The organism is Pseudomonas sp. DR208, from assembly GCF_019823005.1.
In the GTDB taxonomy this organism is placed as follows: Bacteria; Pseudomonadota; Gammaproteobacteria; order Pseudomonadales; family Pseudomonadaceae; genus Aquipseudomonas; species Aquipseudomonas extremorientalis.
The window spans coordinates 787,686-802,368 of record NZ_CP081944.1; the positions used below are offsets into that span (position 1 = coordinate 787,686).

Sequence of the window (14,683 nt, forward strand, 5' to 3'; positions counted from 1 at the left end):
ACGACGAGACCCCATGGCCACTCCCAGCGCTAGCTCTTATAACGCCGACGCCATCGAAGTCCTCTCGGGCCTCGACCCGGTGCGCAAACGCCCCGGCATGTACACCGACACCAGTCGGCCGAACCACCTTGCCCAGGAAGTCATCGACAACAGCGTCGACGAAGCCTTGGCCGGGCACGCCAAGTCGGTGCATGTCATTCTCCACGCTGACCACTCCCTGGAAGTGTCCGACGATGGTCGCGGCATGCCGGTGGACATCCACCCGGAAGAGGGGGTGCCGGGCGTCGAGCTGATCCTCACCAAGCTCCACGCGGGTGGCAAGTTCTCCAACAAGAACTACCAGTTCTCCGGTGGCCTGCACGGTGTGGGTATTTCCGTGGTCAACGCCCTGTCCACGCTGGTGCGGGTCAAGGTCAAGCGCGACGGCAACGAGTACCAGATGACCTTTGCCGATGGCTACAAAGCCACCGACCTGGAAGTGATCGGCACCGTTGGCAAGCGCAACACCGGCACCAGCGTGTACTTCGCGCCGGACCCGAAATACTTCGATTCGCCGAAATTCTCCATCAGCCGCCTCAAGCATGTGCTCAAGGCCAAGGCCGTGCTGTGCCCGGGCCTGCTGGTGACCTTTGAAGACAAAGGCACCGGCGAGAAGGTCGAGTGGCATTACGAAGACGGCCTGCGTTCGTACCTGGAAGACTCCGTCAGCGACTTCGAGCGCCTGCCCAACGAGCCGTTCTGCGGCAGCCTGGCCGGTAATAAAGAAGCCGTGGACTGGGCGCTGTTGTGGTTGCCCGAGGGCGGCGATAGCGTGCAGGAAAGCTACGTCAACCTGATCCCCACGGCCCAGGGCGGCACCCACGTCAACGGTTTACGCCAGGGCCTGCTCGATGCCATGCGCGAATTCTGCGAATACCGCAGCCTGCTGCCACGCGGGGTGAAGCTGGCGCCGGAAGACGTGTGGGAGCGCATTGCGTTCGTGCTGTCGATGAAGATGCAGGAGCCGCAATTCTCCGGCCAGACCAAAGAGCGCCTGTCGTCCCGTGAAGCGGCGGCGTTTGTCTCTGGGGTGGTCAAGGATGCGTTCAGCCTGTGGCTCAATGAGCACCCTGAACTGGGCCTGGCCCTGGCTGAGCTGGCAATCAACAACGCCGGCCGTCGCTTGAAGGCCAGCAAGAAGGTCGAGCGCAAACGCATCACCCAGGGCCCGGCATTGCCCGGCAAACTGGCCGATTGCGCCGGGCAGGACCCGATGCGCTCCGAGCTGTTCCTGGTGGAAGGTGACTCCGCCGGCGGTTCCGCCAAGCAAGCGCGGGACAAGGAGTTCCAGGCGATCCTGCCGTTGCGCGGCAAGATCCTCAACACCTGGGAAGTCGATGGCAGCGAAGTCCTGGCCAGCCAGGAAGTGCACAACATCGCCGTGGCCATTGGGGTAGACCCGGGCGCGGCGGACATGAGCCAGTTGCGCTACGGCAAGATCTGCATCCTCGCCGACGCCGACTCCGACGGCCTGCACATCGCCACGCTGTTGTGCGCGCTGTTCGTCCAGCACTTCCGCCCGCTGGTGGATGCCGGCCACGTCTACGTCGCCATGCCGCCGCTGTACCGCATCGACCTGGGCAAAGAGATTTACTATGCCCTGGATGAAGCCGAGCGCGATGGCATCCTCGACCGCCTGGTGGCCGAGAAGAAGCGCGGCAAGCCACAGGTCACGCGATTCAAAGGCCTGGGTGAAATGAACCCGCCGCAACTGCGCGAAACCACCATGGACCCGAACACCCGGCGCCTGGTGCAGTTGACGCTGGGCGACGATTTCGCCGCCACCTCGGAAATGATGGACATGCTGCTGGCGAAGAAACGCGCGCCGGACCGCAAGTCCTGGCTGGAATCCAAAGGCAACCTGGCCGAGGTTCTGGGCTGATGCGCACAGGTTTCGCCCTGGCGATCCTGATGTTGAGCAGTTTGGCGGCCGCCCAGGTGGCTGCCGCGCCTGCGGCCGAGCTAAAGCTGGTGTCCGAACACCCGGTAGACGGCATGCGCGGCGGCAACCTGTCGGGCCTGGCGTTGTGCGGTAACGAGTTGTGGACGGTTTCCGATCGTGATGACGACCAGATCTACCGCCTGGATACAAGCGAGACGACTTGGAAGGCCGAAACCGTGAATATCGACGTGCCGCCGGTGCCCGAGTCTGGCTTGCCCTGGGGGTTGCGTTCGCGCACCAAGGCAGCCTCGCTCATTCGCGGTGGTGACCTGGATTTTGAAGGTATCACCTGCGATGCCGCCGGTAACCGCTACATTGTCAGCGAAGCCCATGCGGCGGTGCTGCAAGTGCCGGTAACGGGGGCGCCGGACTGGTTGAGGATCGCGCCGGGCATGGTGCGTGAGGCCCGGGCCAGCGGCCTGTTGCTGCACTTCAATGCATTGTTTGAAGGCCTGGCGATCAACCCTGAAGGCAATCAGATCTGGCTGGCGGCTGAGCGTGAACGGCGTGGCCTGATTTCCATCAAGCGTCCGCAAAGCCTGTGGGACTGCGATGGCCCGTGCGTGTTATTGAGTGAGGCGGGCACCGAGATGCAGCCTGCCCAGGTGCCAAAGGCCAAGGCGGTCGCCAGGAATTTTTCGGATGTGGCGCTGTTTCAGGGCAAGTTGTTCACGCTCGAAAGCAGCCAATACCAGCTGTGCCGCCGCGATGCCGTCACGGGGGCTGTCGAGCAATGCTGGTCATTTGCTTCCGAGATGCTCACGCCGCAACGCCGCTACGATCAGCCCTACGGCCTGGCCGAAGCGTTGGTGGTGGACGCCGATGGCGCCTGGATCGGTCTGGACAACAATTTCGGCCCACGTGCCGATGGTGAAAAACGCCCCATGGTCTATCGTTTTGCCGCCCCTGTCGGTGGCTGGAGCGCCAAGCCATGAGCCAACACTTTTTTGAATTGACCCGGTGCCGTGGCATTTCCGCTGCGCCATACCCAAGCATGATGAGGCCCGCATGAGTGACATCCTCGCAGACAGCTTAGACGGCGTAGAACGCCGGTCGCTGGCTGACTTCACCGAAAATGCCTACCTCAACTACTCCATGTACGTGATCATGGACCGTGCCTTGCCGCATATCGGCGACGGCCTGAAGCCCGTACAACGGCGCATCATCTACGCCATGAGTGAGTTGGGCCTGGACGCTGATTCCAAGCACAAGAAATCGGCGCGTACCGTCGGTGACGTACTCGGTAAGTTCCATCCCCACGGCGACTCGGCGTGCTACGAAGCCATGGTGCTGATGGCCCAACCGTTCAGCTATCGCTACACGCTGGTGGACGGCCAGGGTAACTGGGGTGCGCCGGATGATCCCAAGTCCTTCGCTGCCATGCGATACACCGAAGCGCGCCTGTCGCGTTACTCGGAAGTCTTGCTGAGCGAACTGGGGCAGGGCACCGCCGACTGGGGGCCTAACTTCGACGGCACGCTCGACGAGCCACTGGTGTTACCGGCACGTTTGCCGAATATCCTGCTCAATGGCACCACCGGCATTGCGGTGGGGATGGCCACTGACGTACCGCCGCACAACCTGCGTGAGGTCGCCACGGCCTGCGTGCGTTTGCTGGATGAGCCCAAAGCCACGGTTGAACAGCTCTGCGAGCACATCCAGGGCCCGGACTATCCGACCGAAGCGGAAATCATCACACCGCGCGCCGACCTGCTGAAAATGTACGAAACCGGCAAGGGCTCGGTGCGCATGCGCGCCGTTTACCACATCGAGGATGGCGACATTATCGTCACCGCACTGCCGCACCAGGTGTCGGGCGCCAAGGTGCTGGAGCAGATCGCCGCGCTGATGCAGGCCAAACCGTCGAAACTGCCGCAGGTGGCCGACCTGCGTGACGAGTCCGACCACGAGAACCCATGCCGCATCGTGATCATCCCGACCAACAGCCGGGTCGACCACGAAGTGTTGATGCAGCATCTGTTCGCCAGCACGGACCTGGAGTCCAGTTACCGGGTCAACGTCAACATCATCGGCCTGGACGGCAAGCCGCAGTTGAAGAACCTGCGCAACCTGCTGGTGGAGTGGCTGGAATTCCGGGTGCAGACCGTGCGTCGCCGCCTGCAGTTCCGCCTCGACAAGGTCGAGCGCCGCCTGCACCTGTTGGACGGCTTGCTGATTGCCTACCTCAACCTGGATGAAGTGATCCACATCATCCGTACCGCCGAGCACCCGAAAGCCGAGTTGATTGCGCGTTTCGAGCTGAGCGAGATCCAGGCTGACTACATCCTCGACACCCGCTTGCGTCAATTGGCGCGACTGGAAGAGATGAAGCTGCGCGACGAACAGGACGCGCTGCTCAAGGAGCAAGCCAAGCTGCAAGCCCTGCTGGGCAGTGAGGCCAAGCTGAAGAAACTGGTGCGCAGCGAGCTGATCAAAGACGCCGAAACCTACGGTGACGACCGTCGTTCGCCAATTGTGCAGCGTGCCGAGGCGAAAGCCCTGACAGAAACCGAGCTGCTGCCAAACGAGAAAATTACTGTCGTTCTGTCGGAAAAGGGTTGGGTTCGATCCGCCAAGGGGCATGATATTGACGCCACTGGTCTGTCGTACAAGGCCGGTGACGGGTTCAAGACCGCTGCGGCCGGGCGTTCCAACCAGTTTGCGGTGTTTATCGATTCCACCGGGCGCAGTTATTCGGTGCCGGCTCACACCTTGCCATCCGCACGGGGACAGGGCGAGCCGTTGACCGGGCGTCTGACGCCGCCGCCAGGGGCGAATTTCGAATGTGTGCTGCTGCCGGACGACGATGCGCTGTATGTGATCGCGTCCGACGCGGGTTACGGTTTCGTGGTCAAGGGTGAAGACCTGCAGGCCAAGAACAAGGCGGGCAAGGCGTTGCTGAGCTTGCCCAACAACGCCAAGGTGATCCTGCCGCGGCCGGTGGATGATCGTGAGAGCAACTGGCTGGCGTCGGTGACCACCGAAGGGCGTTTGCTGGTGTTCAAGATCAGCGACCTGCCGCAGTTGGGCAAAGGTAAAGGCAACAAGATCATCGGTATTCCCGGCGAGCGGGTGGCCAGTCGCGAAGAGTACGTGACCGACATCGCGGTGATCCCGGAAGGCGCGACCCTGGTGCTCCAGGCCGGCAAGCGTACGCTGTCGCTACGCCCTGACGACCTTGAACATTACAAGGGTGAACGTGGTCGGCGTGGTAACAAACTGCCTCGAGGCTTCCAGCGAGTGGATGCCTTGCTGGTAGAAGCGCCGGTTTAACGCGTTTTAGAGCTCTCGATCTACGATTTAACGCGTAGATCGATGCTTTGGCGCTGGAGTCATGGCGCATATTCACGGATGATATGGCCTTTCCAGCGCCGGCGTGGCCGAGCGTATTTAGGTTATTTTTAGTATTACATTGTGGTTCGCCTTGTGGCAGCCACCTGGATGGGATGATGACTGCTCCACGCCTTCCTTTTATTTTCATGCTCGCTGGCCTTTTGGGGCTGGCGGGTTGCAGCACACACCAACCGGTGTCGCTGTACCAGCTGGACAGCGGAAGTCCGGCTCAACCTGCACAGTCCGCCGGCATGGCCGTCCTGCTCGGCCCGGTGGTCGTAGCCGACTACCTGCAACGCGAAACCCTCCTGCAACGTCAGAACGATGGAAGCCTGCAAGGTTCCACCGATGGCCGTTGGGCGGGGAGTTTGTCCTCTGATATCAATCAGTTGATGTTGCGCCAGGTGGCGGGTCAGTTGGACAGCCAGCGGGTGGTCCTGGCACCAGGGCCCTCCGGGTTCACGCCTGATGTACAGGTGTTGCTGACCATTACCCGGCTTGACTCCGGCACGTCGCAACCGGCCATCCTTGATGCGCAATGGCGCTTGATCGACCGTCGTGGGCAGGTGCGTGATAACCGTATCGTGCACTTGCAGGAACAGCACACCGGTTCCACTGCGTCCCAGGTCCAGGCCCAGGGCGTGTTGTTGCAGCATTTGGCGCAGCAGTTGTCGGTGGCGCTCAAGCCATTGGCCAACCAACCGCCGATTGCCGAAGCGCCGCGCAAGCAAAGCGCGCCGGCGCAGGCCAGGCCGGCAGAGCCGCAGAAGCCGAAGATGCCGATGGCTACGCCGATCCGTACGGATATGGAAGTGTTCAGGTTCTGATCTGAATCGCGCACAAACAAAAAGGCCCGCTGATTCAGCGGGCCTTTTTGTTTGTGCGCAATTTGAGCCAGGCTGCGGACCCAATGTGGGAGGGGGCTTGCCCCCGATAGCGGTAGTTCAGTTAATGATGTGTTAACTGATACTCGGCTATCGGGGGCAAGCCCCCTCCCACATGAGTCCTACCGTTTTATTTGGCGCGGGTCTCATGCATCCGCGCCAACTGCCGCTCCAGCATCGACGGATACGGCTCCATCAATCGCTCCACACAACTGGCCCCTTCAGGGCTGGCAATCGGGCGGATACGCGCGCGTTGGCGGATCAGCGTGTCTTCACTGATCTTGCGCTCCACCAGCAGCAGGTTGCGGCTGTGTTGGGACAGGGCCAGGGCGTCCTGGGCGATTTCGGTGAGCAGCAGGTCGATCTGACTTATGCCGAACAGATCGTCGCCCACTGTCAGGCCAAGCTGCAGTTGCAGGGTAATGCCGCTGTCCGCCACTTCGATCTGCAATTCATGACCCAGGGCGCGCAGCAACTCGCCGCAGCAGATGGCGTTGGTCAGGTAGTCTTCACCGCTGTCTTCACTGTGGAACAGCATCAGCGTGCTGCCATCGTTCAGGGTGTGCAATTCGCTCTGGTACAGCGAAGCGGCCTGGTCGAGGCAGTCACGGTAGCGTTCCAGCAACTCGGTCAGGCGTGCGCGTGGCAGGCGACGGAGTTGATCCTGTGCTCCCAGTTGCACCGCCAGAACGGCGCTGTACTGGGGTTCTGCACTCTTTACCGGAGCTGGTTTGGCGGCGACGGCCGGGGCGCTGGCCGAGGTGTCGCGCAGATCGGCGAACGGGTCTTCGTCGTCCAGCTCGTCCTCTTCGGCTTTGAACGCCTGGCGAGTGGCAGGTTTGAGGCCTGCGACCGGGGCGTCTTCCACTTCAAACTCAGGCTCATCGTCGAACTCAGGCTCGGGCTCAATCTCGCGCACCACCGGTTCCGGGGCGAAGCTGGCGTGCAGCTGGCGAGCGAGGTCGCCTATTTCGTCCTGGCGATCAGTGGCCGGAGTATGTTCGTCGATGTCCCGCAGCCAGATGCGCAGTTGCATCAAGGGCGTAGAGATATGCCGTCCCAGGCGCAGGCTCAGAGCCAGGGCCAGGGCCAGGAGGATAGCGCTGAGAATGCCCATGCTTTGCAGGCTGATGGTCATCGGCTGCTGGAATTGCTGCATGTCGAGGCTGATGCGCAGTTGGCCGGCCTTCACATCCTGAAACGTAATATTGCTCGAATACAGGCCTTCGGCTTCACCCAGCAGGCCGTTTTTCGGGCGTTGCCCGGCTTCGGCCATGATCCGGTTGTCCACGCTGTAGATGGCGGCGTGGGCCACCAGCGGGTTCTTGGTCAGGTTGTTGAGCAGTACGTTGAGGCTGAGGATGTCGTTGGACACCAGCAACTCAGTCGCCGAGGTGGCGGTCTGGGTCGTCAGGCTCTCGCCCAGGGCGTCGGCTTGTTCGTGCATGGCCTGCTTGAACTGCAATCCCATCACGCAGGCGTAGATCACCAGGGCCAGGGCGACCAGGATCACGTTATGGCTGGCGATGCGTAATGCGATCGGTACACGGCGGTGGCGCAGTGCCCGGAAGATCAGCAGGAAGAAGTTATCGGTTTTTACTGGCGTGGGCCGGTTCACTTGCGCTCGGCTCTTGGTCCGTGAAGTTGACGCGCAGTATAGCGACAGCCCCATGACCGGCAAAGCGCTGGCTGTGCCCGATGGTCACTGAAAGTGGGTAGAATGCGGTTTTTTTCCAGCCTGGGGGTGCGCCTTGCGCGAAATTGTCCTGATTAACATCACTGGGGAAGACCGCCCGGGTCTGACCGCAGCCATTACCGGCGTTCTGGCCCAGGGTGGTGTGAACATTCTCGACATCGGCCAGGCGGTGATCCACGACACCCTGTCGTTCGGCATCCTGGTCGAGATCCCGAGCACCGAGCAGGCGTCTTCGGTGCTCAAGGACATCCTGTTTACGGCCTACAAGCTGGACCAACAGGTGCGTTTCACTCCGGTGTCCGAAGAGGATTACCGGCAATGGGTTGCCGGCCAGGGCAAGAAACGCCACATCGTGACGCTGCTGACCCGCAAGGTCACCGCCGAGCAACTGCAGCGCGTCAGCTCCATCACCGCGCAATATGGCCTGAATATCGACCATATCGACCGTTTGTCGGGTCGTATGCCATTGGACACGCCGGCCGACAAGGGCAAGGGCTGCATCGAGTTCTCCGTGCGCGGTGAACCGGCCGACCCGCAAGCCCTGCGTGCCGAGTTCCTCAGCGTGGCCCAGGAGCTGAACGTCGATATCGCCTTCCAGGAGGACTCGCTGTTCCGCCGCAACCGCCGCCTGGCAGTGTTCGACATGGACTCGACTCTCATCGAGGCTGAGGTCATCGACGAGCTGGCCAAGGCCGCGGGTGTTGGCGAGCAGGTGTCGCAAATCACCGAGCGCGCCATGGCCGGTGAACTCGACTTCCGCGCCAGCTTCAAGGAACGCCTGGCGCTGCTCAAGGGCCTGGACGTGAGCGTGCTGGACTCCATCGGCGCTTCCCTGCGCCTGACCGAGGGCGCCGAAACCCTGTTCGCCGAACTCAAGCGCCTGGGCTACAAGACCGCCATTCTGTCCGGCGGCTTCACCTACTTCGCCAAGCAATTGCAGGCCAGGCTGGGTATCGACTATGTGTTCGCCAACGAGCTGGAAGTGGTGGATGGCAAGGTGACCGGCGTGGCGGTGGAGCCGATTGTCGACGCGCAGCGCAAAGCGGATCTGCTCAAGGAATTGGCTCACAAGGAAGGGTTGCGTCTGGAGCAGACCATTGCAGTCGGCGACGGGGCGAATGACTTGCCGATGCTGGCGATTGCCGGGTTGGGTGTGGCGTTCCGGGCCAAGCCGTTGGTAAAGCAATCGGCCAAGCAGGCGATTTCGACGCTGGGGCTGGACGGTGTGTTGTATCTGCTGGGCTTTCGCGATCGCGACGGTCAGCTGTAACTCGATCTCACAGTAGGAATACAGTTAAAAATGTGGGAGGGGGCTTGCCCCCGATAGCAGAGTGTCAGCAAGCACATGTTTCAGCTGATACACCGCAATCGGGGGCAAGCCCCCTCCCACATTTGCTCTGTACTGAATTCAAATCAGGCTTTTGGCAGTGCAATACCCTGGCCCATCTGCACTGGCGTACCCGCCGCCAATTCTTCAGCCCACTTCACCTGATCCGGCCCGAACAGCACAATCGCCGTCGATCCCAGCTTGAAGCGCCCCAGCTCGGCACCTTTTTCCAGGTGGATCGGCGCACGTGCAGCTTCGTCGTAGCGGAAGGTTTTCAGCTCGCGCTTTGGCGGTGTCACCAAGCCGGCCCATACGGTTTCAATCGACGCCACAATCATCGCGCCCACCAATACCACGGCCATCGGGCCGCGTTCGGTGTCGAAGATGCAGGCAACGCGCTCGTTACGTGCGAACAACTCGGGTACGTTTTCAGCGGTGGTCTGGTTGACCGAAAAGATGCGTCCAGGAATGTAGACCATCTCGCGTAGCGTGCCGGCCAACGGCATGTGCACGCGGTGGTAGTCCTTCGGCGAGAGGTAGATGGTAGCGAAGTCGCCGCCCATGAACGGTGCAGCTACGGCCGCATCGCCACCCAGCAGTTCCAGCACGCTGAAGCTGTGGCCCTTGGCCTGGAATACGCGGCCATGTTCGATCGGGCCCAGTTGGCTGACCGCGCCATCGGCAGGGCTCAGCACCGCGCCTGGGGTTTGATCCAGCGGGCGGGCGCCGTCTTTCAGGGCGCGGGTGAAGAAGGCGTTGAAGTGCTCGTAGGCGCTCAGGTCTTCAACCAGGGCCTGGGACATGTCCACTTGATAGCGCTTGGCAAACCAGGCGGTGAAGGCATTCTTGAACCAGCGCACGCGGCACTCGGCGATACAACCTGCCAGGCGCGACAGCAAGTGGTGCGGCAGCAAGTATTGGCTGAGGATAAACAACTGCTTTTTCATAACTGTCCTTAAACCTTAAATCTCGACGGGGGTGTCGGGGTGGTTGCCCCATTCGCCCCAGGAACCGGCATAACCTTTGACTCGCGGATAACCGAGCGCCTTGGCCACCAGGTAGGTGAAGCCAGAGCGGTGGTGAGTCTGGCAGTGAGTGATGATTTCTTTATCTTTGGTCAATCCGAGGTCTTCGAGAATCTGCGGCATGTCACGGCGGATACGCAGGTTGCGTGCCTTGTCCATACCCGCGGTCCATTCGAAGTTGACCGCGCCGGGGATATGCCCGCCTTTGGCAGCGAGGACCTTCTCGCCGGAGTATTCCAGCGGCCCGCGAGCATCCCAGATGCCCAGGTCGGCAGCACCCAGGCGGCTTTGCAGGTATTCACGCGTGGCGGTGGGGCCTTCGTGCAGCGTGAGGCTGACCGGGCCACCGACAGGCGCGGGCACGTCGGTGGAGACCGGGTGGTGTTCTTCCAGCCAGGCCAGCAGGCCGCCATCCAGGTAGTGGTATTTCTGGTGGCCGATCACGTCGAGCATCCAGATAAAGCGCCCGGCCCAGCCGCCGCCTTCGTCGTCATAGACCACGTAGGTTGCATCCGGGGTGTGGCCCAGTTCGCCGAACAGTTTTTCCAGGTCCGCCTTGCTGGGCAGCAGGCCGGGCGCCGGCGGCTGGTCCAGTTGGGTGCGCTTGGGGTCAACGAAATGCGCGCCGGGGATATGCCCTTCGGCGTAGCGGGCAGCGCTGGTGAGGTCCACCAGAATCAGGTGTTCGGCACCGAGGCGACCAATCAGGTCGCTGGACTCGATCACCAGCGGCAAGCCAGAGAAGTCAGGCATGTGAGGTCTCCTGGGCACAAATGTTGGCGATAAAAGAGGGCGATTGTAGCGCAAGCATCAGGCACTGCGGTTGGTAAAGCAGTGCAGGGCTTTTTCGATGCATTGGGCGGTTTTGCCGAAGGCCTGCACGGTGGTTTCCGAGAACGGCCCCCCACCCTGGTCGGCCACCATCAGCATCACCACCTTGCCATTGCAGCTCAGGGAACGCAGCAGCAGGTGTTCGCCGGTGAACAGGCGGCGCAGGATCGGCGGCAGCAAGGCTGAGAACTGGGCATGGTTTTCGGGGTTGAGGCGCACCTGGGCGGACTTTTCCAGCAGACGTTGCAGCAAGGTGCTGTTGACCACGTCCAGGCTCAAGTTGGCGGCGTCCTTGGGCAGGCCATCGACCTGGTGCACGCGCAAGGTGCTCATGGCGCGATCGGCCATCAACAGCATGACCCGTTGCATGCCGCTGGCGACCAAGGCCTCCTTGGCGCAGGTGGTCAGGTGCATCGCGTTGGCAAAGCGGCTCGGTTCCACCAAGAGTTCAGTGCAGCGCTTGCGCCACACGGCCAGGGCCTCGGCGGTGGGCGGTGGCGCCGGCAGCAGGCCGCGATGGATCTTCGCCACATGCCACGGCCAGATCAGCGATAGCGCCGGGTGCCAGAGGTCGGGCATCAGGGTGGTACGGGCACTGGTGACGGCTTGTTGGTGGACTAGTTGCTGCACCTCATCCAACGGTTGTTGCAGGTACAGCGCTGTGAGCAACTGCCAGCGTTCGGTGTGCGGGCAGGTCCAGGATTCCTGGGCCGACATCGCCAGGCCGTTGGCCAGCAACACGGTATTGGCCGGCTGGTTCAGCCAGCGCCGCAGATTGGGTTCAGCGTCGAGCAATTGCTGATGGCGCAGCGGGTCGTCTTCACGAGCGATATGCAGGGCCTTGACCAGCAGGCGCTGCTCGCTCATCAGCAACTTATAGCCCTGGGACACCCAGATCGGCAGGTGCCAGGCTTCGGTCAGGCCGACGCAAAGGTCCAGCAGGCGTACGCCGAACAGTTCCTGCTCGACCGTGCGGGCTGATTGGCCCTTGTGGATAACCCGCAGCTCCCACTCCTCCAGAAGCTTGGGGTAGGCCACCGCCATCGGCCACAGTGGCGACAGGAACAACAGGCTGCCCCAGTGGATGTCTTGCCACAGCCGCGCCAGGCGGCTGCCGAACAGACCGTTGGCCTGCTGCGACGCGTGCTGGCTGACCAGCAACAGTTGGCGCAACGCCACGGGGATCTCGTTGGCCGGCACCGAGGGCAGGCGTGCCAGCAGTTCTTCGGCGCGCTTGAGGCCCAGGCGGTTGAGCGCCACTTCCAGGTTTTCCGCCGGTTCCGCCAGGCTGCCATGGGTGTGGCTGTTGGCCTCGCGCATCACGCTGAGCACCAGGGCCGGGCTGCTTTGCATCAGTTCGGCAATATCCCGCAATGAACTGCGGTTATCGCGGATGCCTTTGCACACACGGTCGTGACTGGCCTGGGGAACGGGCAGCAGCACTTCGTCCAGGCGCTTGATCCAAGCGGCGAGAGAGTTGGGTTTTGCAGTTGGGACTGTCGTTTCATTAGCCATGATTGGGGCGCGATCATCACTTGCGGTCTACACGCCCGGAGCGGGCCGAACTGGCTTTTCGCCTTAACGGGCTATAGTCTGGCGCAGTTTTGCCGATAAGTAGAACAAGAGTTTTCTGCTACACCCAATATGTCCATGAACCCGACGGCGCAAGTACTCATCTCCTATGGCTAAAATTATCGGCATCATCGTCGTCTTCGCAAGCGTGCTCGGCGGGTACGTCCTGTCCCACGGTAAAATCGCTGCGCTGATCCAGCCTTTCGAGGTGATGATCATCGGCGGTGCGGCGCTGGGTGCATTCCTGCAGGCCAACCCCGGCTACATGACCATGCACGTGATCAAGAAGTCGCTGGGCATGTTCGGTTCACGCTTTACCCATACCTTCTACCTGGAGGTGTTGGGCCTGGTCTACGAGATCCTCAACAAGAGCCGCCGTGAAGGCATGATGGCCATCGAAGCCGATATCGAAGACGCTGCCGCCAGCCCGATTTTCGCCAAGTACCCGGCCGTGCTCAAAGACGAGCGCATGACCGCCTACATCTGTGACTACCTGCGCATCATGTCCTCCGGCAACATGGCCCCCCATGAGCTGGAAGGCCTGTTCGACATGGAATTGTTCAGCCTTAAAGAAGAGCTGGAGCACCCCTCCCACGCTGTGACCGGCATCGCCGATGGTATGCCGGGTTTCGGTATCGTCGCGGCGGTACTCGGTATCGTGGTGACCATGGCGTCCCTGGGTGAGGGCGACCAGGCCGCTATTGGCATGCACGTGGGTGCAGCGCTGGTCGGTACCTTCTTCGGTATTCTGGCGGCCTATGGTTTCTTCGGCCCGCTGGCGACTTCCCTGGCCCATGACGCCAAGGAAGAAGTGAACCTGTACGAATCGATCAAGGCCAGCCTGGTTGCTTCCGCTTCCGGCATGCCACCGTCGCTGGCGGTGGAGTTCGGTCGCAAAGTGCTTTACCCCAAGCATCGCCCAAGCTTCGCCGAGCTGGAACAAGCGGTTCGCGGTCGCTAAGCCATGGAAAACAACCAGCCGATAATCATCAAGCGCGTCAAGCGCTTCGCTGCGGGGCACCATGGTGGCGCCTGGAAAATCGCCTTCGCCGACTTTGCGACGGCGATGATGGCGTTCTTCCTGGTGCTTTGGCTGATGTCCACCGCCACGCCTGAACAGAAGATCGCCATTGCCGGTTACTTCAAGGACCCGATTGGCTTTTCGGAAAGCGGCACGCCCTTTGTGATCGACTTGGGCGGTTCGCCGCAGTTGGCGCCTGAGCGCACCATCAACCCCGAAGTCAAGACTGAAGCGCCTCAGGAAAAAATCCCGATCGAGCGCGATACTGTCGAGTCGATGGCTGAACAGGTCGAGCAGGAGCGCCTTGAGCTGTTGCTGCAGGAGCTGCAGAACAAGGTCGAGGAAAACCCGCAACTGCTGAAGTTCAAGGACCAGATCTCCTTCGAAATCACGCCTGAAGGCCTGCGCATCCAGATCACCGACGCCGCCAACCGGCCGATGTTCGACTCCGGCAGCGCACGCTTGAAGCCGTACTTCGAAGACATCCTGCTGGCCATGGCCGATACCATCAAAGCGGTACCCAACAAGATCAGCATCAGCGGCCACACGGACGCCAAGCCTTACGCGGGCCAGGGGGATTTCGGCAACTGGGAACTCTCGGCCAACCGCGCCAACGCCGCACGCCGTGCGCTGGTGGCCGGCAGCTATCCGGATGCGCAGGTGGCGCGGGTGGTGGGTTTTGCTTCGTCGCAGCTGTTTGATCATCAAGACCCGTTCAACCCGGTCAACCGCCGGATCGACATCGTGGTGCTGACCAAAAAGGCCCAGCGTGCGATTGAAGGTGACCAGCCGCCAGCGCCGCAACCTACTCCGGGGGCCGGCGCACCGGGTGAAGTACCGGCCGACCCGAACGCGATTCCGCCAGGGCAGGAGCCGTTGCCGGCGCATGAGTTGCGCCAGAAGCTGAACCTGTTTGATGACGGTGGGGTGAAGGATCCTACGGTGCCCAAGACGGGTTCTTAAGCTGCCGAAGCTGCTTCACTCATGAAAACGCCCCGATACTGATCGGGGCG

Annotated in this window: 11 protein-coding genes; 7 read left to right on the top strand and 4 right to left on the bottom strand. The window is 61.7% G+C overall.

Annotated elements, in window-relative coordinates; all coding sequences use genetic code 11:
• The first annotated feature begins 13 nt into the window (after positions 1-13).
• The 4 genes from parE (at position 14) to K5K89_RS03440 (ending at position 6,141) form a co-directional block, all read left to right on the top strand.
• Positions 14-1,921 carry a DNA topoisomerase IV subunit B gene (parE, locus tag K5K89_RS03425; RefSeq protein WP_071491693.1) on the top strand — a complete coding sequence of 636 codons (1,908 nt, stop codon included), beginning with the start codon at positions 14-16 and terminating at the stop codon, positions 1,919-1,921.
• Positions 1,921-2,916, top strand: a complete 996-nt coding sequence (locus K5K89_RS03430) for an esterase-like activity of phytase family protein (RefSeq protein WP_071491692.1) — start codon at positions 1,921-1,923, stop codon at positions 2,914-2,916. The genes parE and K5K89_RS03430 overlap by 1 nt, the downstream gene beginning before the upstream one ends.
• Before the next feature lie 73 nt (positions 2,917-2,989).
• Positions 2,990-5,254 carry a DNA topoisomerase IV subunit A gene (gene parC, locus K5K89_RS03435; protein ID WP_058423478.1) on the top strand — a complete coding sequence of 755 codons (2,265 nt, stop codon included), beginning with the start codon at positions 2,990-2,992 and terminating at the stop codon, positions 5,252-5,254.
• A 176-nt stretch (positions 5,255-5,430) separates the two neighbouring features.
• Positions 5,431-6,141 (top strand): membrane integrity-associated transporter subunit PqiC, encoded by a 711-nt coding sequence (locus K5K89_RS03440; protein WP_071491691.1) that lies wholly within the window; start codon positions 5,431-5,433, stop codon positions 6,139-6,141.
• Between the two features lie 187 nt (positions 6,142-6,328).
• Here the strand turns inward: K5K89_RS03440 and K5K89_RS03445 are convergent, their stop codons facing one another.
• Positions 6,329-7,816, bottom strand: coding sequence for an AhpA/YtjB family protein (locus K5K89_RS03445; protein ID WP_071491690.1), 1,488 nt, complete (start codon positions 7,814-7,816; stop codon positions 6,329-6,331).
• Positions 7,817-7,949: 133 nt separating this feature from the next.
• Between K5K89_RS03445 and serB the strand changes: the two genes are divergently transcribed.
• On the top strand, positions 7,950-9,164 hold the full coding sequence (gene serB / locus K5K89_RS03450; protein WP_071491689.1) for a phosphoserine phosphatase SerB: 1,215 nt from the start codon (positions 7,950-7,952) through the stop codon (positions 9,162-9,164).
• 143 nt (positions 9,165-9,307) lie between these two features.
• On the opposite strand, the gene asd is transcribed toward serB, so the two are convergent.
• From asd to K5K89_RS03465, 3 genes are read right to left on the bottom strand one after another with little or no spacing between them, the layout of a single operon-like run.
• Entirely contained in the window at positions 9,308-10,168 is an 861-nt protein-coding gene (gene asd / locus K5K89_RS03455) for an archaetidylserine decarboxylase (protein WP_093121281.1), read from the bottom strand.
• A gap of 15 nt (positions 10,169-10,183) precedes the next feature.
• A complete protein-coding gene (locus K5K89_RS03460) occupies positions 10,184-10,999 on the bottom strand; it encodes a rhodanese-like domain-containing protein (RefSeq protein ID WP_222540864.1) in 816 nt (271 codons plus the stop codon).
• A 57-nt stretch (positions 11,000-11,056) separates the two neighbouring features.
• Complete coding sequence (locus tag K5K89_RS03465) at positions 11,057-12,592, bottom strand: HDOD domain-containing protein (protein ID WP_071491686.1); 1,536 nt, start codon at positions 12,590-12,592, stop codon at positions 11,057-11,059.
• A gap of 166 nt (positions 12,593-12,758) precedes the next feature.
• Here K5K89_RS03465 and motA point away from each other — a divergent pair, with 166 nt between their 5' ends.
• Together motA and motB are read left to right on the top strand one after the other, a co-directional pair.
• Complete coding sequence (gene motA / locus K5K89_RS03470; RefSeq protein ID WP_058423471.1) at positions 12,759-13,610, top strand: flagellar motor stator protein MotA; 852 nt, start codon at positions 12,759-12,761, stop codon at positions 13,608-13,610.
• A gap of 3 nt (positions 13,611-13,613) precedes the next feature.
• The gene (gene motB, locus K5K89_RS03475) at positions 13,614-14,633 is read left to right on the top strand and encodes a flagellar motor protein MotB (RefSeq protein WP_071491685.1); all 1,020 of its coding nucleotides are present in this window, start codon (positions 13,614-13,616) and stop codon (positions 14,631-14,633) included.
• Positions 14,634-14,683 lie beyond the last annotated feature (50 nt).